29 protein-coding genes, 1 other RNA gene and 1 other annotated feature are annotated in these 24,850 nt (G+C 55.5%); of the genes, 13 read left to right on the top strand and 17 right to left on the bottom strand.

Annotated features, from left to right (window positions below; genetic code table 11):
* Positions 1 to 9: 9 nt before the first annotated feature.
* From hemH to PU624_RS17915, 3 genes are all read right to left on the bottom strand, one after another.
* Positions 10 to 969, bottom strand: coding sequence for a ferrochelatase (hemH, locus tag PU624_RS17905; protein WP_283546055.1), 960 nt, complete (start codon positions 967 to 969; stop codon positions 10 to 12).
* A gap of 113 nt (positions 970 to 1,082) precedes the next feature.
* Positions 1,083 to 1,727, bottom strand: a complete 645-nt coding sequence (adk, locus tag PU624_RS17910; RefSeq protein ID WP_283546056.1) for an adenylate kinase — start codon at positions 1,725 to 1,727, stop codon at positions 1,083 to 1,085.
* Between the two features lie 105 nt (positions 1,728 to 1,832).
* The gene (locus PU624_RS17915; RefSeq protein ID WP_283546057.1) at positions 1,833 to 2,717 is read right to left on the bottom strand and encodes a DUF6024 family protein; all 885 of its coding nucleotides are present in this window, start codon (positions 2,715 to 2,717) and stop codon (positions 1,833 to 1,835) included.
* Between the two features lie 187 nt (positions 2,718 to 2,904).
* On the opposite strand from PU624_RS17915, the gene PU624_RS17920 reads away from it, so the two are divergent.
* A complete protein-coding gene (locus tag PU624_RS17920) occupies positions 2,905 to 3,774 on the top strand; it encodes a LysR substrate-binding domain-containing protein (protein ID WP_283546058.1) in 870 nt (289 codons plus the stop codon).
* A 33-nt stretch (positions 3,775 to 3,807) separates the two neighbouring features.
* Here the strand turns inward: PU624_RS17920 and htpG are convergent, their stop codons facing one another.
* From htpG to PU624_RS17950, 6 genes are all read right to left on the bottom strand, one after another.
* Entirely contained in the window at positions 3,808 to 5,682 is a 1,875-nt protein-coding gene (gene htpG / locus PU624_RS17925; RefSeq protein WP_283546059.1) for a molecular chaperone HtpG, read from the bottom strand.
* Positions 5,683 to 5,779: 97 nt separating this feature from the next.
* Positions 5,780 to 6,385: a recombination mediator RecR gene (recR, locus tag PU624_RS17930; protein WP_003850420.1), complete on the bottom strand. Its 606-nt coding sequence runs from the start codon at positions 6,383 to 6,385 to the stop codon at positions 5,780 to 5,782.
* Positions 6,385 to 6,717, bottom strand: a complete 333-nt coding sequence (locus PU624_RS17935) for a YbaB/EbfC family nucleoid-associated protein (RefSeq protein ID WP_003850423.1) — start codon at positions 6,715 to 6,717, stop codon at positions 6,385 to 6,387. Before PU624_RS17935 ends, recR begins: the two co-directional genes overlap by 1 nt.
* A gap of 55 nt (positions 6,718 to 6,772) precedes the next feature.
* A complete protein-coding gene (dnaX, locus tag PU624_RS17940; protein ID WP_283546060.1) occupies positions 6,773 to 8,857 on the bottom strand; it encodes a DNA polymerase III subunit gamma/tau in 2,085 nt (694 codons plus the stop codon).
* Positions 7,370 to 7,431, bottom strand: a sequence feature (DnaX frameshifting element). Its footprint overlaps the gene before it by 62 nt.
* A gap of 157 nt (positions 8,858 to 9,014) precedes the next feature.
* Positions 9,015 to 9,566 carry an adenine phosphoribosyltransferase gene (gene apt / locus PU624_RS17945; RefSeq protein WP_283546061.1) on the bottom strand — a complete coding sequence of 184 codons (552 nt, stop codon included), beginning with the start codon at positions 9,564 to 9,566 and terminating at the stop codon, positions 9,015 to 9,017.
* A gap of 144 nt (positions 9,567 to 9,710) precedes the next feature.
* Positions 9,711 to 10,100, bottom strand: a complete 390-nt coding sequence (locus tag PU624_RS17950; RefSeq protein ID WP_283546062.1) for a DUF454 family protein — start codon at positions 10,098 to 10,100, stop codon at positions 9,711 to 9,713.
* 57 nt (positions 10,101 to 10,157) lie between these two features.
* Between PU624_RS17950 and priC the strand changes: the two genes are divergently transcribed.
* Genes priC through rsmS form a run of 3 tightly spaced genes read left to right on the top strand, consistent with a single transcriptional unit; the run spans position 10,158 to position 11,152 of the window.
* Complete coding sequence (gene priC, locus PU624_RS17955) at positions 10,158 to 10,688, top strand: primosomal replication protein PriC (RefSeq protein ID WP_283546063.1); 531 nt, start codon at positions 10,158 to 10,160, stop codon at positions 10,686 to 10,688.
* Between the two features lie 57 nt (positions 10,689 to 10,745).
* Positions 10,746 to 10,991: a GlsB/YeaQ/YmgE family stress response membrane protein gene (locus PU624_RS17960; RefSeq protein WP_283546064.1), complete on the top strand. Its 246-nt coding sequence runs from the start codon at positions 10,746 to 10,748 to the stop codon at positions 10,989 to 10,991.
* Between the two features lie 8 nt (positions 10,992 to 10,999).
* Positions 11,000 to 11,152: a pleiotropic regulatory protein RsmS gene (rsmS, locus tag PU624_RS17965; protein WP_283546065.1), complete on the top strand. Its 153-nt coding sequence runs from the start codon at positions 11,000 to 11,002 to the stop codon at positions 11,150 to 11,152.
* On the opposite strand, the gene acrR is transcribed toward rsmS, so the two are convergent.
* The gene (gene acrR / locus PU624_RS17970; protein WP_283546066.1) at positions 11,149 to 11,787 is read right to left on the bottom strand and encodes a multidrug efflux transporter transcriptional repressor AcrR; all 639 of its coding nucleotides are present in this window, start codon (positions 11,785 to 11,787) and stop codon (positions 11,149 to 11,151) included. The genes rsmS and acrR overlap by 4 nt on opposite strands.
* A 142-nt stretch (positions 11,788 to 11,929) precedes the next feature.
* Between acrR and PU624_RS17975 the strand changes: the two genes are divergently transcribed.
* The 4 genes from PU624_RS17975 (at position 11,930) to ykgO (ending at position 16,862) form a co-directional block, all read left to right on the top strand.
* Positions 11,930 to 13,123, top strand: coding sequence for an efflux RND transporter periplasmic adaptor subunit (locus PU624_RS17975; protein ID WP_283546067.1), 1,194 nt, complete (start codon positions 11,930 to 11,932; stop codon positions 13,121 to 13,123).
* A gap of 16 nt (positions 13,124 to 13,139) precedes the next feature.
* Complete coding sequence (locus PU624_RS17980) at positions 13,140 to 16,295, top strand: efflux RND transporter permease subunit (protein ID WP_283546068.1); 3,156 nt, start codon at positions 13,140 to 13,142, stop codon at positions 16,293 to 16,295.
* A 160-nt stretch (positions 16,296 to 16,455) separates the two neighbouring features.
* A complete protein-coding gene (locus PU624_RS17985; protein ID WP_136196485.1) occupies positions 16,456 to 16,710 on the top strand; it encodes a type B 50S ribosomal protein L31 in 255 nt (84 codons plus the stop codon).
* A gap of 11 nt (positions 16,711 to 16,721) precedes the next feature.
* Positions 16,722 to 16,862, top strand: coding sequence for a type B 50S ribosomal protein L36 (gene ykgO / locus PU624_RS17990; RefSeq protein WP_090963213.1), 141 nt, complete (start codon positions 16,722 to 16,724; stop codon positions 16,860 to 16,862).
* Positions 16,863 to 16,907: 45 nt separating this feature from the next.
* Here the strand turns inward: ykgO and PU624_RS17995 are convergent, their stop codons facing one another.
* Genes PU624_RS17995 through PU624_RS18005 form a run of 3 tightly spaced genes read right to left on the bottom strand, consistent with a single transcriptional unit; the run spans position 16,908 to position 19,306 of the window.
* Positions 16,908 to 17,786, bottom strand: a complete 879-nt coding sequence (locus PU624_RS17995) for a metal ABC transporter substrate-binding protein (RefSeq protein ID WP_283546069.1) — start codon at positions 17,784 to 17,786, stop codon at positions 16,908 to 16,910.
* Between the two features lie 15 nt (positions 17,787 to 17,801).
* Entirely contained in the window at positions 17,802 to 18,641 is an 840-nt protein-coding gene (locus PU624_RS18000; protein WP_283546070.1) for a metal ABC transporter permease, read from the bottom strand.
* Positions 18,638 to 19,306 carry a metal ABC transporter ATP-binding protein gene (locus tag PU624_RS18005; RefSeq protein ID WP_283546071.1) on the bottom strand — a complete coding sequence of 223 codons (669 nt, stop codon included), beginning with the start codon at positions 19,304 to 19,306 and terminating at the stop codon, positions 18,638 to 18,640. Before PU624_RS18005 ends, PU624_RS18000 begins: the two co-directional genes overlap by 4 nt.
* Positions 19,307 to 19,646: 340 nt before the next feature.
* Between PU624_RS18005 and PU624_RS18010 the strand changes: the two genes are divergently transcribed.
* From PU624_RS18010 to hha, 3 genes are all read left to right on the top strand, one after another.
* On the top strand, positions 19,647 to 20,000 hold the full coding sequence (locus tag PU624_RS18010) for a hypothetical protein (protein WP_283546072.1): 354 nt from the start codon (positions 19,647 to 19,649) through the stop codon (positions 19,998 to 20,000).
* A 147-nt stretch (positions 20,001 to 20,147) separates the two neighbouring features.
* Positions 20,148 to 20,525: an Hha toxicity modulator TomB gene (tomB, locus tag PU624_RS18015; protein WP_003850455.1), complete on the top strand. Its 378-nt coding sequence runs from the start codon at positions 20,148 to 20,150 to the stop codon at positions 20,523 to 20,525.
* Positions 20,526 to 20,549: 24 nt separating this feature from the next.
* Entirely contained in the window at positions 20,550 to 20,765 is a 216-nt protein-coding gene (hha, locus tag PU624_RS18020; protein WP_003850458.1) for a hemolysin expression-modulating protein Hha, read from the top strand.
* A gap of 140 nt (positions 20,766 to 20,905) precedes the next feature.
* Here the strand turns inward: hha and ffs are convergent.
* Positions 20,906 to 21,002, bottom strand: an RNA gene (ffs, locus tag PU624_RS18025) — signal recognition particle sRNA small type.
* 174 nt (positions 21,003 to 21,176) lie between these two features.
* On the opposite strand from ffs, the gene PU624_RS18030 reads away from it, so the two are divergent.
* Entirely contained in the window at positions 21,177 to 21,521 is a 345-nt protein-coding gene (locus tag PU624_RS18030) for an MGMT family protein (RefSeq protein ID WP_283546073.1), read from the top strand.
* Position 21,522: 1 nt separating this feature from the next.
* Here the strand turns inward: PU624_RS18030 and PU624_RS18035 are convergent, their stop codons facing one another.
* The gene (locus PU624_RS18035; protein ID WP_283546074.1) at positions 21,523 to 22,080 is read right to left on the bottom strand and encodes a YbaY family lipoprotein; all 558 of its coding nucleotides are present in this window, start codon (positions 22,078 to 22,080) and stop codon (positions 21,523 to 21,525) included.
* A 190-nt stretch (positions 22,081 to 22,270) separates the two neighbouring features.
* Here PU624_RS18035 and tesB point away from each other — a divergent pair, with 190 nt between their 5' ends.
* The gene (gene tesB / locus PU624_RS18040) at positions 22,271 to 23,134 is read left to right on the top strand and encodes an acyl-CoA thioesterase II (RefSeq protein ID WP_283546075.1); all 864 of its coding nucleotides are present in this window, start codon (positions 22,271 to 22,273) and stop codon (positions 23,132 to 23,134) included.
* Between the two features lie 50 nt (positions 23,135 to 23,184).
* Here tesB and amtB read toward each other — a convergent pair whose 3' ends face one another.
* Positions 23,185 to 24,474, bottom strand: a complete 1,290-nt coding sequence (gene amtB / locus PU624_RS18045) for an ammonium transporter AmtB (RefSeq protein ID WP_283546076.1) — start codon at positions 24,472 to 24,474, stop codon at positions 23,185 to 23,187.
* A 34-nt stretch (positions 24,475 to 24,508) separates the two neighbouring features.
* Positions 24,509 to 24,847: a P-II family nitrogen regulator gene (gene glnK / locus PU624_RS18050; RefSeq protein ID WP_003850469.1), complete on the bottom strand. Its 339-nt coding sequence runs from the start codon at positions 24,845 to 24,847 to the stop codon at positions 24,509 to 24,511.
* Positions 24,848 to 24,850: the final 3 nt, after the last annotated feature.

The raw sequence follows: 24,850 nt of genomic DNA on the forward strand, positions 1-24,850 counted from the left end.
GCCTGCGCTTTAACGGCGTGCGTCGACCAGTTGCACCATCATGTCGATGTGCGCCTCATCGGCGTTCAGCGCAGGGATATACTCAAACTTCTCACCACCGGCATGCAGGAAGATTTCGCAGTTTTCACCACTGATCTCCTCCAGCGTCTCCAGGCAGTCAGACGAGAAGCCCGGACTCATCACCTGAACATGTTTGATCCCTTTGGCGGGCAGGCTTTCCATGGTTTTGTCGGTGTAAGGCATCAGCCAGGGCTCACGACCAAAACGCGACTGGAAAGTCATCATGTACTGATCGTCACGCAGACCCAGCGCTTTGACCAGGGCCGCCGTGGTATCCGCACAGCGCTGCGGATAGTCATCGCCTTGATTAGCAAAACGCTGCGGAATGCCGTGGAACGACAACACCAGCAGATCGGGCTGACCGTGCCGCTCAAAGGATCGCTCCACCGTCGCTTTCAGCGCGGCGATGTAGGCCGGATGTTCGGCATAATCACGGATAAACTGCACATCAGGCAGCGAACGGTAATCTTTGAAGACGGCGGTCAGGCCATCCCACACCGCGGCCACGGTAGAGCAGGAGAACTGCGGATAGAGTGGCAGCACAATCAGGCGGGTCACGCCCTGCGCCATCAGCTTATCGACTGCGCTTTTCAGGCTCGGATTGCCGTAGCTCATACCCAGCTCGACCGGCATATCAACCCGTGCCGCCAGGGCATCGCGCTGACGCATGCTGTAAACCATCAGCGGTGAGCCGTCTTCCATCCAGACGGATGCATAGAGCTTAGAGACGCGCGGCGAACGAAACGGCAGAATGACGGCATTGAGAACCGGCCACCAGAGCCAGCGCGGCGCATCGACCACGCGCGGATCGCTTAAAAACTGTTTCAGATAGCGTTTAACAGCAGGTGTGGTTGGAGCGTCTGGCGTACCTAAATTGACCAATAACACGCCAGGCTTATCTTGCCTCATTTGAGTTCCTTGATGACAGCGGGGATGCGTGAAAACAGGGAAATTGTAGCGGAATTAGTGGGAGGTAAAAGCAATTGCTGCAAAAGGGGCCAGTAATACCGGCCCCATTGAGCTTAGCCGAGGATCTTAGCCAGCTCGGCACTCACTTCGGTCACCTTACGGGTGCCGTCGATTTTGTGATAGGCGGTGTTGCCCGCTTCCGCTTCTTTGCTGTAGTAAGCAATTAACGGCGCGGTCATCTGATGGTATTCCACCAGGCGCTTACGCACGGTCTCTTCCTGATCGTCTTTACGCGTGGTCAGCTCTTCGCCTGTCAGATCATCTTTACCTTCCACTTTCGGTGGATTAAAGGTGACGTGATAAACGCGGCCAGATGGCGCATGAACGCGACGGCCCACGATACGTTCAACGATCAGTTCGTCCGGTACGGCAAACTCCAGCACGTGATCAACTTTGATCCCGGCTTCTTTCATTGCATCTGCCTGAGGAATGGTGCGCGGGAAACCGTCCAGCAGGAAACCGTTTTTGCAGTCTTCCTGAGTGATACGCTCTTTAACCAGCGCAATCACCAGCCCATCGGTCACCAGTTTGCCAGCATCCATGATGGCTTTCGCCTGGTTGCCCAGCTCGCTGCCTGCTTTAACTGCTGCACGCAACATGTCGCCGGTGGAGATTTGCGGAATGCCGTACTTCTCCATGATGAATTGGGCCTGAGTCCCCTTACCTGCGCCCGGAGCTCCGAGCAGAATAATACGCATTGCGTAAATCCCCTTGCGAATCGCATTGATCTATCTTAGAAGCGGAAGAACATACCATTATGACCCGCTCATCACAAGGAAGGGCGCGGATCGCGCGGGGCGACTTTACTCGCTTTTTGGCCCTGAGCCCGACCCGGCGGGTCTGCCTGCCGCTTTTTCAGATTTACCGCCTGCGCTGAGCAGGAATTGCAGTCGCCGGCTAAGATGATGCGTCATATTCACACTTTTTTTGCCGCTGCCGCGCACGTTAGCATTCAGTTGCAGACGTGCCTGCTGCGGCCATTTCACCACATCTTCCGCATCTGATAGCGCAGCGATCAGCGAGGCCGGAACGTTAAAACTGGCGAACGGCAAACCGGGCTGATGGCAGGAGTTCAGCGGCAGCGGCGCTGACAGGGAAAGCGCATCGACGGTGGCGGCGTTGTACGGTCGCCACTCAGGATCGGCGAAGCGGCGCAGTGCATCCTGCGTGGCGGTCAGGGTCAGTCCCTCTTCAAACAGCCGCAGTTCGCTGCGCACCAGCGTACTGAAGTCATGTGTCCGCAACGCCACCAGCACCAGATCGCTGCAGATCTCAGCATGGCGATCCAGTCGGGTGACAAACAGATGCGCTTCGTCGATCAGTTTCTGATGCAGCACGCTGGCGAAACTCTCGCTCGCCTCTGTCACACCCTGATTCTGGCAATCCTGCAACGGACGTACCCGGCCATTCGGCAATTCAATATGCGGGACCAGCATGATGCTGCCCGCGATCAACGGAACCGCTGGCAGGTTGTTGAGTTCGGTGACCGGATAGCGTGAGGCATAACGATGCTGATTGCGCGCCTGCTCCTGCCGCAGAAACAGCTGAGAAAGAAGGACCTGCGCCACATGGAGTGAGGGCGCAAAGAAGAGATCGAACTGTTCCAGCCGGTAATAACGTGAGAGCGCCAGGCGTAACCGATGGCGCGCCTCTGCTGACGTTTCAGAGGATAAAGGGCCGTGTGCCATGGTTGTCTCGCTTCGGGGAGGATGCGGCGCAAGCGCAGGTTAAGCGAGGCAAAATATCTGTGGAAAATCACAGATATAAGGCTGAGTCAACCCGCCAGAATTTGCCCTTAGAGTAAGTGAATGCGGCTGGACTTTAAAATGATATAAATTGACAATCCTTGTTAGATTTTTGCACAGGAGACAGGGGATGAACGGACTGCCGCCACTACGATCGCTGCACTATTTTCACCAGGCAGCCCTGCACAGCAGCTTTAGTGTTGCGGCTGAACATCTGCATGTCACCCACAGCGCCATCAGCCACCAGATCCGTCAGCTGGAGAGCTGGATGGGCAAACCGCTGTTTGTCCGCAGCAATGGCCGCGTGAAGCTCACCGCACACGGCGATCGTCTGCTGCTGAGCTGTCAGCAGGCATTCGGTGAGTTACGCAGCAGCTGCGAGTACATTCGCAGCGGTCTGCTTCAGCAGATCCGGATTTCCTGTCCCCCCAGTTTTTTATCGCAATGGCTGATACCCCGCATTGCCAGCTTTTATCAGCGCTATCCGGAGATTGAGGTTCACTTTCTGCCGCTGGCTCCAATCTCGCAACTGTACAGCGAACATATCGATGTGCTGATCCTCAGTCATGGCGATCCCCCTGAACCCGATATCGACGCGACGCTGGTCAGCCAGGATGAGATTGGACCGCTCTGCGCGCCGCATTTAGCCTCGCAGTTACGTGTCGGTGAGGATCTGGCAAAGATGACCCTGCTGCATGCGGATACCCGGCTGCACGCCTGGTCAGAGTGGGCGGCAAAAACCAGCTTCAGCGGTCGATTTAATGGCGGTAAGCATTTTGAGACGCTGACGCTGGCCATTCAGGCTGCGCGAAGCGGTCTTGGCGTCCTGATGGCACCGCGTTTGCTGGTTCGCAAAGAGCTGGAGGATGGCACGCTGCTTGCGCCGCTGGGTTTTGTCCGCGTCGAGCGGGCGACCTGGATGATGACGAAGCAGAGCCGTCGTCACGATACGGAGATCAGTGTGTTTCGTGACTGGCTGCGGGATGCCGCACAGCCATAAAAAAAGCCGGTGATGATCACCGGCCTGTAGGCGTTATGCTGTCAGCAGCTGGTTCATGCGACGGATAAACAGGTTAGGATCGTCCAGCGTACCGCGCTCGGCCAGCAACGCCTGATCCAGCAGCAGCTCAATCCACTCACCGAAGCGTGCTTCATCCTGCGTATCCGCAACACGTTTCACCAGCGGGTGATCCGGGTTGATTTCAAACAGGTACTTCACTTCCGGCACGTCCTGTCCGGCCGCCGCAAACAGCTTCGCCATCTGCGTGGTCATCTCATTGGCATCGGTAGTCACAATCGCTGGCGTGTCGGTCAGACGATGCGTCAGACGCACCTCTTTCACGCGTTCGCCCAGCAGATTTTTCACACGCTCAACAAACGGCTCCAGCGCTTTTTCCGCCTCTTTCTGCTCTTCGGTCTCTTCATCCGCCAGCTTGCTCAGCGACTCATCCGCTTTGCTGACCGACTGGAAGGTCTTACCGTCGAACTCAGTGAGGTAGCTCATCATCCATTCGTCGATGCGATCGGAGAGCAGCAGCACCTCAATGCCTTTCTTGCGGAACAGCTCCAGATGCGGGCTGCTCTTCGCAGCGGCATAGCTGTCAGCAGTGATGTAGTAAATCTTCTCCTGACCTTCCACCATGCGGCTGACGTAGTCTTCCAGCGAAATGGTCTGTGCTGAACCTTCGCTCTGAGTGGTGGCGAAGCGCAGCAGCTTAGCGATCGTTTCCTGGTTGGCGTTATCTTCCGCCGGACCTTCTTTCAGCACCAGACCGAACTCATTCCAGAAGGTCTGGTATTTCTCGTTGTCTTCTTTCGCCAGTCTTTCCAGCATCTGCAGGGTACGCTTAGTCAGCGCAGCACGCAGGCTCTGGGTCACGCGGCTATCCTGCAGGATCTCACGAGAGACGTTCAGCGGCAGATCACTGGAGTCAATCAGACCACGCACAAAGCGCAGGTAGTTCGGCATAAACTGCTCGGCGTCGTCCATGATAAAGACGCGCTGCACGTAGAGTTTCAGGCCATGCTTCTGATCGCGGTTCCACATATCGAATGGCGCACGCGCCGGAATGTAGAGCAGGCTGGTGTACTCCTGCTTCCCTTCTACCCGATTATGGCTCCAGGCGACCGGATCGGTGTAGTCATGGGCGATATGCTTATAGAACTCGTTGTACTCGTCGTCGCTGATTTCAGATTTGTTGCGGGTCCACAGCGCCTGGGCTTTGTTGATTTTCTCCCAGTGCGTTCCCTCGCCCTCTTCATCTTTGCTCTCGATCTCAACCGGCAGCGCGATGTGATCGGAATATTTGCTGATGATGCTGCGAACGCGCCATGCGTCCAGGAACTCATCTTCGCCTTCGCGCAGATGCAGGGTGATCTCAGTACCGCGATCGGCTTTCTCGATCTCCGCCAGGGTATATTCGCCCTCGCCCGCAGATTCCCAGAACACGCCTTCATCGGCTGATGCGCCAGCAGCACGGGTGCGCACAGTGACTTTGTCCGCCACGATAAACGCCGAGTAGAAACCGACACCGAACTGACCGATCAGCTGGCTGTCTTTAGCCTGATCGGAGCCGAGGGATTCCAGGAAAGATTTGGTGCCTGATTTGGCGATAGTCCCGAGGTTCTCAATGACCTCATTGCGACGCATACCGATACCGTTATCGCTGAGCGTAAGGGTACGGTTGTCCTTATCAACAGAGAGACGAACGCGCAGCTCGCCATCACCTTCATACAGGCTGGAATCTGACAGGGCGCGGAAGCGCAGTTTATCTGCCGCATCCGAGGCGTTAGAGATCAGCTCACGCAGGAAAATTTCTTTGTTTGAATAGAGAGAATGGATCATCAGGTGCAGAAGTTGTTTTACTTCCGACTGAAAGCCACGGGTCTCTTGTCCTTTCATGGTCATTGCTACCTCAACAAAACAGGTTGAACAAACGTTGAGGTTGATGTGGGGATGACGCGGGGATTTTCAAGCCGGTGTCTGTCACAACACCGGCAAGTGATTAAAATTTAAACTTCTGGCGGCCCGCCAGGGAATGGGACAGCGTGGTGCCATCCACCATCTCCAGCTCTCCGCCGACCGGCACGCCGTGAGCGATACGGCTGGCATCGACGCCATACTGACCACAGAGCTCAGCAATGTAGTTCGCGGTCGCCTCGCCTTCCACCGTCGGGTTGGTCGCGAGGATCACTTCCTGAAGGGTTTCACTCTCCAGACGCTGCTCCAGACGATCCAGACCGATATCAGCCGGACCGATGCCGTCGAGCGGCGAGAGATGTCCCATCAGCACAAAGTAGCGACCGCCAAACTGGCCGGTTTGCTCGATGGCGTGGATATCTGCCGGGCTTTCCACCACGCAAATCTGACCATTCTGCTGACGCCGTGGATTGGCGCAGATGGTGCAAATTTCCTGCTCGGTGAAGGTCCGGCAATCGGCACAGTGTCCGATCTCCGACATCGCCCGGGTCAGCGCCTGTGCCAGCCGCATGCCACCGCTGCGATCGCGCTGCAGCAGCTGAAAAGCCATACGCTGTGCCGACTTCGGCCCAACGCCAGGCAGGCAGCGCAGCGACTCCATCAATGATTCAAGCAGTGGACTGGTTTGCATCAGAACGGCATCTTAAAGCCTGGTGGCAGCTGCATGCCTGAGGAGACAGACGCCATCTTCTCTTTCTGGGTTTCATCAATGCGACGTGCCGCATCGTTGAACGCCGCTGCAATCAGATCTTCCAGCATATCTTTGTCATCTTCCAGCAGGCTGGGATCGACTTCCACGCGACGGCAGTTGTGCGCGCCGTTAATGGTGACTTTTACCAGGCCAGCACCCGATTCACCGGTCACTTCAATCGCGGCAATCTCTTCCTGAACCTTGGCCATTTTGTCCTGCATCTGCTGGGCCTGTTTCATCAGGTTGCCCAATCCGCCTTTACCACCAAACATAGTTTTCTCTCTCAGCTAAGGCTACAACGCTATCGTTACGATAGCAGCAGCGTGTTCAAACAGGTCGGATACTCTCCTCATCCAGATCGGCATCAAAAAATCGCTGCAGCGTCTGAATGTGGGTATCACAGGTGATCGACTGACGCGCCTGCGCCAGTTTCTCTTCGTAAATGGCCTGACGCCACTCCAGTGGCGTCAACACCGATGAATTATCGTCTTCAACGACAGAGAGTTCAACTTTCTGCCCGGCTCGCTCACTCAGCGCATCGCATAACACCTGCTGCGCCGAGGGGGAATTAAGGTGTCGCTGGCTGCTGCGCAGATGCAGACAGACCCCGTTTTCGGTGGTCTCTTTCCAGGCATTCAACGCCAGCTGCTGCACCAGCTTCGGCAGCGGCAGCGTCGCAATCTCTGCAGCCCACGCATCGCGCTGCTGCGCTTCTTCCGCCAGACGTGCCGCCAGTTCAGGGGTTTTCTCATGCTCCAGCGCAGAACGCAAGGCCTTAGGCGTCGCTACCGGCTCCGCCACTTCAACCGGCTGATTAACCGCTTTCCAGCGGTACGCTTCCTCTTTTATCGGGGCGGCAGGTTCACGATCGCGGATACGCTGCTGACTGCGCTCGGTGACCGAGGCCAGCCGCTCCAGCGCGGAGTTGGCCGGCCGCGCACCTGGCGCTGCCGGCTCACTCTTTTTTGGCTTGTTCGCTCCCTGACGCAACAACTGCGTGCGCGCCTGGAGGAGCTGACTGGTGGAGCTTGAAAGTGGCGCTTCCGGCGCCGCATCCGACGGCGGTGCAGGCAGCAGAGCCGCATCGGGCGCAGCCATCTGCGGCTGAGCGGCAACATGCTGTTGCGGCGCAGGCATCGGCTGCTGCGCCACAGGCGACGCTGTCTGAGACGGCATCGCGGCGGCCGGTGACGTCTGCGCTGGCTGAGCTGCCGTGTGGCGTGCACCCGGCGACGGCGCGGAGGCTGCCGGTGACGTCTGAGCCGGCGCAACAGGGGCCATCTGCTGGGTTAACGTGGGACGGGCAATCGGTTCAGCTACCGCCGCTTTGGGATGGAATGCCAGTGCGCGCAGCAGCGTCATCTCCACACCCATGCGGCGATCGGGCGCAATCGGCAGATCCTTGCGGCCCATCAACAGCGTCTGGTAATAGAGTTGCAGATCGGCGGGCGGCACCACGCGCGCCAGTTCCCGCAGCCGCAGGGCGTTGCTCTCGTCGTCATCGTTAAGCGAAGTCGGCAGCAGTTGCACCATCGCAATCTGGTGCAGCAGGCGCAGCATCTCAACCAGCAGTGCCTCCCATTCCACACCGCGTGAGGCGGCCTGGCTCAGCAGGTTCATCACCTGCTGTCCGTCACCGTCCACCAGCGCTTCCAGCAGTCCAAGCGGCTGTTCATCATCCAGCGTGCCGAGCATGACGCTGACCGTACTGCTGGTCACCGCGCCCTGCCCCATGGCAATCGCCTGATCGGTGAGGCTCAGCGCATCGCGCATACTGCCATCGGCGGCCCGCGCCAGCAGCTGCAGTGCCCGGGTTTCGCTCTCAATCTGTTCCTGCTTCAGGACATGCTCAAGCTGCTGACGGATTTGATCAACATCCAGCGCTTTGAGATGAAACTGCAGGCAGCGCGAAAGAATGGTCACCGGCAGTTTCTGCGGATCGGTGGTCGCCAGCAGGAATTTAACGTGTGAAGGTGGCTCTTCCAGCGTCTTTAACAGCGCATTGAAGCTGTGACGCGACAGCATGTGCACTTCATCGATCAGATAGACTTTGAAGCGGCCACGCGCCGGGGCGTACTGCACGTTGTCGAGCAGATCGCGGGTGTCTTCAACTTTGGTACGCGATGCGGCGTCAATCTCGATCAGATCGACAAAGCGGCCCTGCTCAATTTCACGGCAGTTATCACACTGACCACAGGGCGTGGCGGTGATGCCGGTTTCGCAGTTAAGGCCTTTGGCCAGCAGACGCGCAATGGTGGTTTTCCCTACGCCGCGGGTGCCGGAGAAGAGATAAGCATGATGGATGCGTCCCAGAGACAATCCATTCGCCAGCGCCGTCAGAACATGTTCCTGACCGACAACATCAGCAAAAGCCTGGGGACGCCATTTTCGCGCAAGTACCTGATAGCTCATGTGGGTTCGACGAAGTTGGATGGAAAGATGAGCGCAGACGCTCTGCAACCCCTGTATAAGATTGCAGTAGTCTATCAGCTACGCTTTTGGCTGGCACTCGTTATCTTGACGCCCGAGGCGTGACGGCCTCGCCGGGTGGCAAGGCCGAAAGAGTGGCTTAGTGGCCGGGGAATTTGACCAGGCTGTAGCTCTCAACGCCCAGGGCAGTGAGACGCGATTCACCGGTCAGATCGAACAGGTTAATAATGAAGGCGGCATCTTTCACTTCACCACCTGCACGGCGAATCAGTTTAACGGTCGCTTCAATGGTCCCGCCGGTCGCCAGCAGGTCGTCCACCACCAGCACCACATCGCCTGGCTGGATGGCATCTTTGTGCAATTCCAGCTTATCGGTGCCGTATTCCAGCTCATAAGATTCGCTGTAGACCTCACGCGGCAGTTTGCCGGGCTTACGCACCGGAACAAAACCGACGCCGAGACCTAAGGCCACCGGGGCACCAAACAGGAAACCGCGCGCTTCCGTGCCCACCACTTTGGTGATGCCTTTATTACGGTAACGCTCAACCAGCAGCGCAATAGACGCGGCATAGGCTTTAGGGTCTTCCAGCAGGCTGGTGACATCGCGGAACAGGATGCCTGGCTTAGGATAATCGGGAATACTTTTAATGCTGTTTTTAATGAATTCAAGCTGCTGCGCAGTGTCGGTCATAATGATACGCCTGGTAAAAAATTCTGTTTCGCGCAGCTTCAAAAGCGCTAATACCTGGTAAAAGGCTCAGCGGAAGTCAATTCACAAAGGGAAGCCACGCACGAAGACGCCCAAATCTAAGCAAATGACCGGCTAAATGCAACTTTATCGCGGCGGCTTTGGTGCGTCCGCTGCTTCTGCCACCACCGGAATACGCCACATAAACAGCAGCAGCGCCGCCAGCATGATCAGCAGCATGATGCGGACCCAGAGCTGATGCACCAGGAAGAGTGAGAGACTAAATGTAGCGATTATCAGGCAGATAGCGCGGACTTTGGCTCCCGGCGGCATCGCGCGATGCTGTTGCCAGTGACGCAGATAGCGGCCAAATGGCGATTTCCACAGCAGCCAGTGATGAAACCGCGGCGATGAACGGGCAAAACACCAGGCCGCCAGCAGCATGAATGGCGTGGTGGGTAATAAAGGTAATACAATGCCCAGCGTCCCCAGCACAATAGCCAGCCAGCCGAGGGTTAATAACAGAATGCGTTGCATGAATCCCGCCCAGCTCTTTCCTCATCCGCGTACGTTAGCACAACTGAGCGTCACGCGATGAGTGCGATCGCCGTACAACAGCGCCTGCAACAGCTCCTTATCGACCTGCGTCAGGAAATTGCGCGTCATTCTGATGGGGTTTGTCGTCTGCCACGCTTTGACACGCAGCTGTTTCGCACCAAAGGCACGCGGCTGGCGGATTACCTGCTGGAAGTGGAACAGAATTTCGCCCGGCTGTGCGACAACAGCGACGATCTGGCCCGCACGGCCTGGCTGGCTGAACGCCTGGTCGATCAGATTGCCGCCTTACAACGGGAAGCGAGTACTCAACAGCTGCGTACCCGACGCGAACAGCCGGTTAAGAACCCCCGCGCCTCGAAATATCAGGAGTATCGGGAGTTTGAGCGGCGTTTACTGGCAATGATCGATCAGCGTGAGCAGCGACTGGCGCTGGCCGAGACGCTGGCGGTGCAGCATCAGCTGAAGCAGGATCTGGAAACGTTAGAGGGACGGCTGGCGCGCTGTCGGCAGGCGATTCGCTCTGTGGAGTGGGCCTCTTCGTTGCGCGGCGGCGAGCACAGCGAATAAAGCGCAGCGTGACGAAAGCACTTCTATACTGGGTGTGATTCGGCGCGGAGACGAAAAATGGGCTTACTGAGCTGGTTGATATGCGGGCTACTGCTGGGGTTGCTGAAGCGTCTGCTGATGCCGGGACGACCTGGCGGCCTGATGGCGACCCTGACGCTGTCGATGATCGGCGCACTGATTGGCGGTTATATCGCCACCTATTTTGAACTGGGCTCGCTGGCAACATTGCATGCCGGCGCGCTGGGCATCGCGATTCTCGGCGCATTACTGATGCTGCTGGTCGCGGCCCGATTACGTATTTAGGAGAAAAGATGTCACTGGAAAACGCCCCTGACGACGTCAAACTGGCAGTTGATCTGATTCAGCTACTGGAAGAGCATCACCTGCCGGTGGAAACCGTACTCTCCGCGCTGGCGATGGTGCAGCGCGATTACGAGAATAAGCGCGACTGCCAGCGGGCTTAGCGCGGAGCCGTCAGCGTCGGGCTGAGTCGCAGCATATCGATAAAGGCATTGGCCAGAACCGGCGCGTCAGCGGCTAAATCAAAACTGTCCGGCGCAAACAGCCAGCTTTCCATCATACCGTTGACGTATCCACGCATAATGAGAGCGGCCTGACGCGTGCTGAGCGTGCCCGGAAGCTGTCCGGCTTCAATGCACTGTCGCAGCACATCTTCAATTTTGTCGTAGCATTCCAGCAGTAAGCTCTGCTGCATATTCTTCAGTGCCGACATTTCGCCCACAAATTCGCATTTATGGAAAATGATCTCCATCAAAGCGCGGCGCTGCGGATCCTTTGCTGTCGCATCAAAGATATAGACCAGCATTGCGCGCAACACAGAGAGTGGATCGCCAGGGTATTTTGTCTGATACTCAAGTTCCACATCGTCCAGACCAGCATCACAACGAAGCCAGATTTCATGTAATACATCGGCTTTATTTTTGAAGTGCCAGTAGATAGCCCCGCGCGTCACGCTGGCTGCGGTTGCAATCTCCGCCAGAGAAGTGGCAGAGACGCCCTGCTGTGAAAACAGAACAATGGCGGCATCAAGAATTTGATGTCGCGTTTCAAGTGCTTGCGCTTTGGTTTTTCGTGCCATAGTGGGCTTTTTTTACAAACAGGTAAGTTTACATACATTTGTGAATGTATGTACCATAGCATGACCTGCGACTTGCCACAGCAATGGGTTTTTCAGTTTGTGATCCATTGACCAATTGATATCGGACTCTAGAGGTTTATTTATGAATAAAATCAGAGGATTATCGCCTCTGGCGGCCGTCCTGATGCTATCAGGCAGCTTTTTGTTAACAGGATGTGACAACAATAAATCCGAACAAGCCGCCCAGCAACCGCCAGCAGTGGGTGTTGTCACACTGAAAACTGAACCCCTGAAAATTTCGACTGAATTACCTGGCCGCACCTCGGCATACCGTGTGGCTGAAGTCCGTCCGCAGGTTTCCGGTATCATTCTGAAGCGTAATTTCATTGAAGGCAGCGATATCAAAGCAGGCCAGTCTCTTTACCAGATCGATCCGGCGACCTATCAGGCAGCCTACGACAGCGCTAAAGGTGACTTAACTCAGGCACAGGCTAATGCCCGCATTGCTGAGCTGACCGTCAAACGTTATAAGCCGCTACTCGGCACCAAATATATCAGTCAGCAGGATTACGACACCGCCGTTGCCACTGCCGCGCAAAACGATGCCGCCGTTCAGGTTGCAAAAGCTAACGTGGAAACAGCCCGCATTAACCTGGCTTACACCAAAGTCACCTCGCCTATCAGTGGCCGCATCGGTAAATCGTCTGTAACGGAAGGTGCGCTGGTACAGAACGCACAGACCACCGCGCTGGCGACCGTACAGCAACTTGATCCGATGTATGTCGACGTCACCCAGTCGAGCGAAGATTTCATGCGCTTACGTTCAGAACTGGAGTCGGGTCAGTTGAAGCAGAACGATGGCAAAGCCAACGTAACCCTGCTGATGCAGAATGGCAGCAGCTATCCACAGCCGGGTACGCTGGAGTTCTCAGACGTCACTGTTGATGAGACCACCGGTTCTATCACCCTGCGCGCCATTGTTCCGAACCCGAACCATGCGCTGTTACCGGGCATGTTTGTTCGCGCACGTCTGGATGAAGGCACCAATCCGAATGCACTGCTGGTTCCGCAGCAGGCGGTCACCCGTACTCCAACCGGTCAGGCTACGGTCATGGTGGTAGGTGCAGATAACAAAGTGGAAGCGCGTCAGGTCACCACCTCTCAGGCGATTGGCGATAAGTGGTTAGTCACCGACGGCGTTAAAGCGGGTGAACGTGTGATCAGCACGGGTCTGCAGCGAGCTAAGCCGGGCGCACAGGTTACCCCACAAGAAGTCTCAGACGATGCGAAAGCGGCACCCGGTTCAAAGCCGCAGTCTGACAAGTCATCGTCATAACAGGAGCCGTTGATTCATGGCTAAGTTCTTTATCGATCGCCCCATCTTTGCGTGGGTACTTGCCATCATCATCATGCTGGTCGGTGCGCTGTCGATTCTCAAACTTCCGATCGAGCAATATCCCAATGTTGCGCCGCCGGCGATTGAGATTCAGGCCTCCTACCCAGGTGCGGATGCCAAAACGCTGCAGGACTCAGTAACCCAGGTTATTGAGCAGAACATGAATGGTATCGATGGACTGATGTATATGTCCTCGAGCAGCGACTCCTCCGGTACGCTGACCCTGACCATCTCCTTTGAGTCAGGCACAGATGCGGACATCGCGCAGGTTCAGGTGCAGAACAAACTGCAGCTGGCAACGCCGCTGCTGCCGCAGGAAGTGCAGCAACAGGGGATTCAGGTTAAGAAATCCTCCAGTAGCTTCCTGATGGTTGCGGGCTTCATCAGCGATGATGACAATATGACGCAGAATGATATTTCTGATTTCATTTCGTCATCCATCAAGGATCCTATCAGCCGTACCAAAGGCGTGGGTGATACCCAGGTATTTGGTGCGCAGTACGCAATGCGTATCTGGATGGATCCGCACAAGCTGAATAACTACAACCTGACGCCGGTTGATGTGATCAGCGCGCTGAACACCCAGAACACCCAGGTGGCTGCCGGTCAGTTGGGCGGTACGCCTCCGGTGCCGGGACAGCAGCTTAACGCCTCCATCATTGCGCAAACCCGTCTGACCTCAACGGATGAGTTCGGCAAAATCCTGCTCAAAGTGAACGCCGATGGTTCTCAGGTTCGTCTGCGTGATGTGGCCAGGATTGAACTCGGTGCTGAAAACTACGAGATCATCGCCCGTTATAATGGCAAACCTGCATCCGGTATCGGTATCAAGCTGGCCACCGGTGCGAATGCGCTGGATACCGCCAATGCGGTGAAAGCAGAACTGGCCAAATTGCAGCCGACGTTCCCTAACGGTCTGAAGGTGGTCTATCCGTATGACACCACGCCGTTCGTTAAGATCTCGATTTTCGAAGTGGTGAAAACCCTGATCGAAGCGATTGTGCTGGTGTTCCTGGTGATGTATCTGTTCCTGCAGAACTTCCGCGCCACGCTCATCCCTACCATCGCGGTTCCCGTGGTGTTGCTGGGTACGTTTGCCGTTATCGGTGCGTTTGGTTATTCGATAAACACCCTGACGATGTTCGGGATGGTGCTCGCCATCGGCTTGCTGGTGGATGACGCCATCGTCGTGGTTGAGAACGTTGAGCGCGTGATGGCGGAAGAAGGATTACCGCCAAAAGAAGCGACCAAACGTTCCATGGAGCAGATCCAGGGCGCGCTGGTGGGTATTGCGCTGGTGCTGGCCGCCGTATTTATTCCGATGGCATTCTTTGGCGGATCGACCGGTGTTATCTACCGTCAGTTCTCCATCACCATCGTATCAGCGATGGCGCTGTCGGTACTGGTCGCCTTTATCCTGACGCCGGCACTCTGTGCCACCATGCTGAAGCCGATTAAAAAAGGCGAGCACGGTAAAACCACCGGTTTCTTCGGCTGGTTCAACCGCATGTTCGACAAAAGCACCAACCACTATGTGGATGGCGTAGGTCACATGGTTCGCAGTACCGGTCGCTATATGCTGATCTATCTGGTGATCGTGGCCGGCATGGCATTTCTGTTTATGCGCCTGCCCTCTTCATTCTTACCGGAAGAGGACCAGGGTCTGCTGCTGGCTCAGGCGCAGTTGCCTGCTGGTGCAACCCAGGAACGTACGCAGAAAGTCCTGGATCAGGTGACGGATTACTTCCTGACGCAGGAGAAAGACACGGTTAAATCGGTGTTCACCGTTAACGGCTTCGGCTTTGCCGGTCGTGGACAGAACACCGGTATCGCCTTCGTCAGTCTCAAGCCATGGGATGAGCGTACCGGCGCCGACATGAAGGTTCCGGCGATTGCTGGCCGTGCCATGCAGGCGCTGGGGGCGATCAAAGATGCGATGGTCATTCCGTTCAACCTGCCAGCCATTATTGAGCTGGGTAACGCGACCGGCTTCGACTTTGAGCTGATTGACCAGAATAACCTGGGTCACGATAAGCTGACGGAAGCGCGTAATCAGCTGTTCGGCATGATTGCCCAGCATCCTGATACCCTGGTTGGCGTGCGTCCTAACGGTCTGGAAGATACACCGCAGTACAAGCTGATGATCGATCAGGAAAAAGCACAGGCGCTGGGTGTGTCACTGAGTGACATCAACACCACGCTGGCCGCTTCCTGGGGTGGCTCCTACGTCAATGACTTCATCGACCGTGGTCGCGTGAAGAAAGTTTACGTCATGGGTAAAGCGGATTCCCGCATGCTGCCGGACGACATTGGCAAATGGTACGTGCGTAACAGCAGCGGAACCATGGTGCCGTTCTCTGCCTTCTCTACGGCGAAATGGCAGTATGGTTCACCGCGTCTTGAGCGTTACAACGGCTTGCCTGCGATGGAAATCCTGGGACAGGCTGCGCCAGGCAAAAGCTCGGGTGCGGCAATGAACCTGATGGAAGAGCTGGCGGCGAAACTGCCTGCGGGTATCGGCTATGACTGGACAGGAATGTCCTATCAGGAACGCCTCTCAGGCAACCAGGCCCCTGCGCTCTATGCCATCTCGCTGATTGTGGTCTTCCTGTGTCTCGCCGCGCTGTATGAGAGCTGGTCTATTCCCTTCTCGGTCATGCTGGTGGTTCCACTCGGGGTGATTGGTGCGCTGCTCTTCACCACCCTGCGTGGCCTGAGTAACGACGTCTACTTTGTGGTGGGGTTACTGACAACCATCGGCCTCTCAACCAAGAACGCCATCCTTATCGTCGAATTTGCTAAAGATTTGATGGATAAAGAGGGCAAAGGGCTGATTGAGGCTGCACTGGAAGCGTGCCGTATGCGTCTGCGTCCTATCCTGATGACGTCACTGGCGTTTATCCTCGGGGTACTGCCGCTGGCGATCAGTACCGGTGCCGGTTCCGGTTCGCAGAACGCCGTAGGTACCGGGGTTATCGGTGGTATGGTCACCGCAACCATCCTGGCGATCTTCTTCGTTCCTGTGTTCTTTGTGGTGGTACGCCGCCGCTTTGGCAAGAAAAAAGAGGAATCAGCGCATAGTCATCCGGTTGAATCTGACCAGACTCACTAAGCTGTAAATCATCAAAGGCCGCGCAAGCGGCCTTTTTTATGCCTGCTATTCTGCCCTCCCTCCTCCCGACACTTCACTTTTGCTGGCACTCCGGCAGTTGCAATCCCGGACGGTGCGGCGCATAATAATGTTATATTATAACATTACATAGAGGCGCATTATGAAAGCGAATATCCATCCTCACTATCGTCACGTGGTCTTCCATGACACGTCAGCGGATGTCTGGTTCAAAATCGGATCCACCATCAAAACCGATCGCACCGTGGAGTTCGAAGGCGAAACGCTGCCCTACGTCACGCTGGATGTGTCGTCGGCTTCACACGTTTTTTATACCGGTAAACAGAAAGACTTCGCCAAAGAGGGCAGCACCGCGCGCTTTAACCAGCGTTTCGGGCGCTTTCTTGGCCGTAAATAAGGGAAAGCGTCATGCAGGTATTAAGCTCGCTGCGTTCAGCAAAACGTCGTCATCGGGATTGTAAAGTGGTGCGCCGCAAGGGCCGGATTTACGTCATCTGTAAAACGAATCCCCGCTTTAAAGCCGTACAGGGAAGAAAGAAAAAACGCTAGTTTGTGTCGTGATGACTGGCCGGGCTTGCCCGGCCTTTTTTATGCTTAACGCATGCTCTTCAGCATCGCATTCACGTTATGTTTAAACGCGGCCTGATAGGTCGCCGCCGGGCCAGAAGCCGTGGATAACGCTTCCGGATAGAGTTCACCCCCCGGCTCGGCGCCGGTGGCGCTGGCAATCTGTTTTACAAGGCGCGGGTCGGTCTGGTTCTCGATGAAATAGCGGTTGATGTGCTGCTGCTTCAGTTGGTTGATTAAGCTCCCCACGTTGCTGGCACTGGCTTCCGCTTCAGTAGAGAACCCGACGGGTGCCAGAAACGTCACGCCATATCGCTGTCCGAAATAACCAAACGCATCGTGGCTGGTCAGCACTTTACGCTTGTCGGCAGGCACAGCATCAAAGGCGGTTTTTGCCCAGCTATCCAGCGCCTGCAGTTGCTGTATGTAATTCTGCCCGCGCTGACGGATCGCCGGCGCATCCTCCGGGTCAGCTTTAACCAGCGCATTCATCACGTTGGTCGCGTAAATCACCCCGTTCTGCATGCTGTTCCAGGCGTGAGGATCGGTAATGGTTTTTCCGTCCTCGTCCATGCTGCGGGTGGTGACCCCCGCTGAGGCGACAACAGGCTGGCCGCGATAGCCGGAGGCGCTGACTAAGCGATCCATCCACCCTTCCAGTCCCAGTCCGCTGACAAATACCAGATCGGCCTTCGCCAGCGCCTGGCTGTCCTGCGGCGTCGGTTCAAACGTGTGGGGATCGCCATTCGGCCCCACCAGGCTTTTCACGTTGACATGATCGCCGCCGACCTGTTTAACGATGTCTGCCAGCACGGTAAAGCTGGCTACGACATCCACCGTTTTTGCCATGGCGAATGGCGTGGCAAACAGCGCAGCGAGCGCCAGGCTAACCGGTAATTTTTTCATAGATACCCCTTAAGATTAATGGCGGCGCAAAATCCCGCCGCATGGCCCTGCAAGAATGGAGAAGAAAAACAGCATGGCGGCGCTCAGTACCACTGCGGGACCGGCCGGCAATGAAAAGTGCCAGGAGAGCATCAGGCCAGCCACGGCTGAAATCATGGCCATGAAAATGGCGATAACCAGCATCGCGGCCAGATGGCGGCTCCAGAAACGGGCGCTGGCGGCGGGCAGCATCATTAACCCGACGGACATCAGCGTGCCCAGAACCTGAAAGCCCGCCACCAGATTGAGCACCACCAGCATTAAAAACAGGCCATGCACCAGCGGCGCGCTCCATTTGCCCTGCGCCCGCAGGAAGTCACTGTCAAATGCATCGATGACCAGCGGACGGTAGATAATCGCCAGCATAATCAGCGTAAAGGCAGCAATACCCCCGACCAGCAACAGCGCAGCGTTGTCAACCGCCAGCAGCGAACCGAACAGTACGTGGAGCAGATCCACGCTTGAGCCACGCAGTGAGACCAGCGTGACGCCCAGCGCCAGTGAGCCGAGATAGAACCCGGCAAAACTGGCATCCTCTTTTAAGGGCGTATAGCGACTTACCGCACCAGAGAGCAGCGCCACGGCTAAACCGGCGATCAGGCCGCCAATCCCCATTGCAACCAGTGACAGGCCGGAGATCAGATAGCCAATCGCGGCACCGGGCAGCACCGCGTGTGATAACGCATCGCCAATCAGACTCATACGACGCAGCGAGAGAAATACGCCGAGTGGCGTGGCGCTGACGGCCAGCGCCACGCAGGCGACCAGCGCACGCCGCATAAAACCAAATTCAATAAAAGGCTGTATCAGGGTCACGGCGCACGACTCCGCAGGGGGGAAACAGGCAGGCAACTGCAGATGACATCCCTGTCATCCATCGACATGACGTTGCTGAAGTAGCGCGCCACCAGCGGACGATCGTGCAGCACCACCAGCAGCGTCGTGCCAGCCTGCTGTTGCTGCTCAAGGATCGACATCAGTAATGTCACGGTCTGGCTGTCAATGCCGTTAAAAGGCTCATCCAGCAGCCAGAGCTGGCTGCGCTGCAACATCAGTCGCGCAAACAACACCCGCTGGAGTTGTCCGCCGGATAAAGTTGCGGGCTGGGCATCCGCGTAATCACGCATCTGCACCGCCTCCAACGCCTGCCAGATCTCCCGACGCAATATCCGGTTAATGCCGCTGAACCAGCCGCAGCGTGGCCAGCAGCCAATGGAAACCAGTTCAAACACGGTCAGGGGAAAGCGTGTCTCCAGTTCGGTGCGCTGCGGCAGCCAGCCGATATCACGGCGTGCAACCTGCAGCTCGCAGCGCCCGGCTATCGGTGGCAGTAAGCCCGCGATGGTTTTTAACAGGGTTGATTTGCCGCTGCCGTTAGCGCCGACCAGGGCTGTCATTGAGCCTGCGGCAAGCTGGCCGCTGATGGCGGGGGTGACAACCTGCCCCTGATAGCCCGCGCGAAGTGCGTTAAACCGGATCATGCGCTGATCCCCCACTTAATCGCCACAGCAAGCAGCGCAATGAAAAGCAGTGCAACTGCCAGTCGTCCCCCCAGGGACATAAGTAATCCACTCTGACGCATCACTTCACCAATATGTTATAACATAACAATAATATATCGGATGTTGTTGTGAGTTAAACGCGCGATTGTGTATCAAAAGATAAATACCGCCTGCACTGACGGTCAGACGCATAAAGGCGAAACTGCCCGCTCATGCGTCTGCAGAATTTTATAAACTGACGGTTTTGTGCTCAACCGACTTGCAAACCAGTTGCAGAAAACCAATGATAGGTTTATTAACGGTTATAAGCGGATGAGATATGCTGTCACGAATTGAATGTGATATTGCCGCGGGCGAATCAGACTGCGCAAAAATAGCAGAGATTGTTCAGCGGAATATTCTCAAAATATCAGATTTGCTGGTAGGGGATTTACGCTGGTACTCTCAGAATGCGCAGTTAGTTCCAGGCAGTTTAAAAATTGTTTCTGTTGAAAATCAGGATCTGAATAGTTTTAAATTACTTTACGATTTTGACTGGAATTTATTTAGTCCTTGCCAGGATTTAAATGAAACGGTTACGCAATCGGAGCAGGTAAACTTCTGCATTAAGCCCGGCGCACTTGAGTTTGATGTGATTGACAATGAGCAACCCTCCCCTGGCGATGAATTGTAATATTTAGTAATGGAGGTGAGCAGAACTAATGGTTTTACACTATCTTTAAGGTATCCCATTTAATAACTGCCCGAATAATCGCTTCCCGGCGGCGTTATCCTGACTCGCCGCGCTGCGGCAACTGTGCTAGCTATGGAGGGGAAAAAGATGGACGAATACTCACCGAAACGGCATGATATTGCCCAGCTTAAATACCTGTGTGAAAGCCTGTTTGACGATAGCATGGCAACGTTAACCGACAGCCATCATGGCTGGGTAAATGATCCCACTTCTGAAAGCAATCTGCAGCTTAACGATCTGATTGAGCATATCGCCTCTTTCACCATGAATTACAAAATTAAGCACGTTGAAGATGAAGCGCTGATTTCGCAAATCGATGAATATCTTGATGATACCTTTATGTTATTCAGCAACTATGGTGTCAATAGTCCGGATCTTCAACGGTGGCAACGTTCAGCAAAACGCTTATTTAATCTGTTCACTGAAGAGTGCGCTTTTCTCCAGCAACCGAGCCATTCATTATAGTACAGACATGAGAACGGTTTATTTATGAACAAAACCCTGACTAAAACCGATTATTTGATGCGACTGCGGCGTTGCCGCTCTCTTGATACCCTGGAAAGGGTGATAGAAAAAAATAAGTATGAATTACCTGAAGACGAGTTAGCGGTATTTTACTCGGCGGCTGACCATCGTCTGGCGGAGCTGACGATGAATAAGCTTTACGATAAAGTCCCGGGTTCAGTCTGGAAATTTGTGCGTTAATCTGATCGGTCAGAACTTAGCATTACCCCTGTTTAGTACCAGTTATTCCTGCCTGCCGGCAAAGGATCGGCCCAGGCGGGTTTTGCCTGTCTGCAATTCGGGGATGAAGTTATTTTAAGGGGGGGAGAAAGTGGTGGGGGCCCTGCCAGCTACATCCCGGCACACGCGTCACCTGCTACGGCTGCTTCCTTCCGGATCTGACCGAGTTCACAAGCTAGCATTGCGGGAGAACCAACAGGGCCCCCATTGACAAGCCCTCTTTACGAGAGCGGGGGCATTATCTGGGAAGGAGGGGGCAATTGCAAGCGTAGTCGGGACAACCGTTGTTTTCTTGAACAACCGCCGCTTTAACGCGTTCACCGCCCTCTCCTCATGCTAAAGTTAACACCCTGTTCCTGATGAAATAAGCACATGCATCAGCCTGACACTTTCCAGCAACGCATCTGGCAAATTGTTGCCGCTATTCCGTATGGTCACGTCAGCACCTATGGCGATGTGGCGCTGCTGGCGGGTTCGCCCCGCGCGGCACGTCAGGTCGGCGGCGTGCTGAGCCGGTTACCTGAAGGCACCACCCTCCCCTGGCATCGCGTCGTCAATCGTCACGGTACGATTTCACTGCAAGGCGACAGCCTGTTGCGGCAGCGGGATGCGCTGGAAGCGGAAGGAATAGAGGTCAGTGATGACGGACAGCTCGATCTTGAGACTTATCGCTGGGATTTCAGGCAGGAAAAAGGGGCGACAGGGTCGCCCCGATAAATTAAATGCGGGTTGGTGCAGGAATAGCAGCAGACGGCGTCACCAGTGTCGGTGAAGTCGACGGCACGGTAGTCGCTGCGCCCGGCTGGGTTGGCATCGCCACTGACGGTACCGGTACCAGCAGCAGTTCAGCTTTGGTGCCGCCCTGGTTAATGACTGGTTTCACGCCTTCAGTCACAAAGGTCAGCTTGCCGTCGATTGTGATAGCAGCACTTAACAGAATGCGTGCATTAGGCTGGATGTCGGCCGGGTTGAACGGCAGCACAAACTGGAACGGTGCCTGTTTGCCTTCGGTACGCACTACACGCTGCGACAGCACTTTTGACGGTGCGTCGGATACAGAGGCATCAGACAGCGTTACGGTTAATACCGCATCCGGCGGCAGCGCAATGCGCTGGCGGATATAGATCGAACCACTTACATTTGGCTGCGCAATTGCGGCCGTCTGTCCTGCAACCGCAGAACCCAGCGTTGGCGTCGGTACAGGTTTACTCTTGTCGGCGCATCCCGCAACAGCAACCGCGATAACCACGCCACTAACCACATGCCTGAGTTTCATTGATGTCGTCTCCTTTTGATCAAAATGATTGTCGGCAGCGAATCCTGCTTACAGCGTTTCACCCGCCGTATGTCCTTAATTTTGGCACATATATGAAATTTTGCCTGGCACAGGCAAAACGGAAAGTCTGATTGACGTCAACTGGTCCGATCTTTCACACTGAGCAGGTCACTATATTGAGGAATGCGCCATGAGTCAGGCACTGCAGAATCTGCTGAATTTATTGAATCTGGAAAAACTGGAAGAGGGTTTATATCGCGGCCAGAGCGAAGATCTGGGTCTGCGCCAGGTGTTTGGCGGTCAGGTGGTGGGTCAGGCGCTGTATGCCGCTAAACAAACCGTCCCGGAAGATCGCGTTATCCACTCTTTTCACAGCTATTTTTTGCGGCCCGGCGATAGCCAGAAAGCGATTATTTATGATGTTGAAACGCTGCGCGATGGCAAAAGTTTCAGCGCACGCAGGGTCAGCGCCATTCAGAATGGACAGCCCATTTTTTATATGACCGCCTCGTTCCAGTCGCCGGAAAGCGGGTTTGAACATCAGAATCCGATGCCGCAGGTAGCCGGCCCCGAAAATCTGCTGACTGAACAGGCGATGGCGCAGAAAATGGCGCATATGCTGCCAGATAAGTTACGCGAGAAATTCATTGCTGAGCGTCCGCTGGAGATCCGTCCGGTGCAGATTCACAACCCTTTGCGGGGACATGTGGATAAGCCTGAACGCCAGGTCTGGATCCGTGCTAACGGCTCATTACCTGCCGACTTGCGTATTCATCAGTACCTGCTCGGTTATGCTTCCGATCTCAACTTCCTGCCGGTCGCGCTTCAGCCGCACGGCAAAGGCTTTTTAGAGCCGGACATGCAGGTTGCCACGATCGACCACTCTATGTGGTTCCACCGCCCGTTCGACTTCACTGAATGGCTGCTCTACAGCGTGGTCAGTACCTCCGCTTCTGGCGCGCGCGGTTTTGTCCGGGGTGAGTTTTATAATCAGCAGGGTGTGCTGGTGGCCTCGACAGTTCAGGAAGGGGTCATGCGTCAGCGCAGCGAATAAAAAAAGGGGGCGATTTCTCGCCCCCGATTAATCTTTTAAGTGCCCACACATTACTGGTTGTAAGCGTTCTCGCCGTGACTGTTTACATCCAGACCTTCACGTTCATGCTCTTCCGGAACACGCAGACCGACAATCATATCGGCCAGCTTGAAGCCGATGAAGGCAACAACGCCTGACCAGACGATAGTCAGACCTACGCTGAAGAGCTGTACCCAGACCTGATGGCCCATGGTAACGCCCTGAGCATAGCCGACGCCGCCCAGTGAAGAGGAAGCAAACACGCCAGTCAGGATACAGCCGACAATGCCGCAGACGCCATGCACGCCGAACACATCGCACGGGTCATCCACACGCAGCCATTTTTTCAGGGTGGTCACACCCCACAGTCCCGCCAGTCCGCCGACCAGGCCGATGATTAATGCACCGCCGACGCCGACATAACCACAGGCTGGAGTAATCGCGACCAGACCGGCAATAAAGCCTGAACAGGCACCCAGCAGCGAAGGCTTACCGCGAACGGCCCACTCGCCAAAGGTCCAGGCCAGTACAGCGCCCGCTGTTGCAACAACGGTGTTCAGGAAGGCCAGTGCGGCAATTTCGTTTGCTGCAGATGCAGAACCGGCGTTGAAACCGAACCAGCCTACATAGAGGATGGCGGTGCCGGTGAAGACCATCGGCAGGTTGTGTGGCTTGAAGGCCTCTTTACCAAAGCCAGCACGTTTGCCAACCAGATAAGCGCCCACCAGACCCGCTACAGCGGCGTTGATATGCACTACGGTACCGCCAGCAAAGTCCAGCGCGCCATCCTGAGCCAGGAAACCGCCCGCCCACACCATGTGTGCGATAGGTAAATAAGAGAGCGTCAGCCAGACACCCACAAAGATCAGTACTGCTGAGAAGCGAATACGCTCTGCGATGGAGCCGACAATCAGACCCACAGTGATACAGGCAAACGAGGCCTGGAACGCGACATGAATATACTGATAGAAGCTGCCCATAACGGCGGTCAGCTGAATGTTTTTCAGCATGGCCCAGCCAAAGCCACCAAAGAAGGCGTTGCCTTCGCTGAAGGCCAGCGAGTAGCCGTAAACCACCCACAGCACGCAGACCAGCGAGAAGGTCACAGCGACCTGCGTCAGCATTGACAGAACGTTTTTGCCGCGAATCAGACCGCCGTAAAACAGCGCAATACCTGGAATTGACATAAACAGCACCAGCGCGGTGCAAATCATCATAAATGCGTTATCAGCCTTGTCCGCAACGGCAGGCGCAGCAGCCATCGCGAGTGAGGGTAACAGTGCCAGGCTGGTGAGGCCCAACTTAGCTAACATTTTATTCATTTTTATTCCATCCCATCACAGTACTGAGTCTTAATTACAGAGCGGCTTCGTCGGTCTCGCCGGTACGAATACGGATGACGCGCTGCAGTTCAGCCACGAAAATTTTACCGTCGCCAATTTTGCCGGTGTAAGCCGCTTTACTGATGACATCCACCACTTCGTCTAACTGATCGTCGGCAATCGCGATATCAATTTTGACCTTTGGCAGGAAGTTCACGCTGTACTCTGCGCCACGATAAAGCTCTGCATGGCCTTTCTGACGGCCAAAACCTTTCACTTCGGAGACGGTCAGTCCCTGAATGCCGATAGAGGATAAAGCTTCACGTACATCCTCCAGCTTAAATGGCTTAATTACGACGGTAACCAGCTTCATTGG

This window comes from Pantoea sp. Lij88 (assembly GCF_030062155.1).
Taxonomy (GTDB): domain Bacteria; phylum Pseudomonadota; class Gammaproteobacteria; order Enterobacterales; family Enterobacteriaceae; genus Pantoea.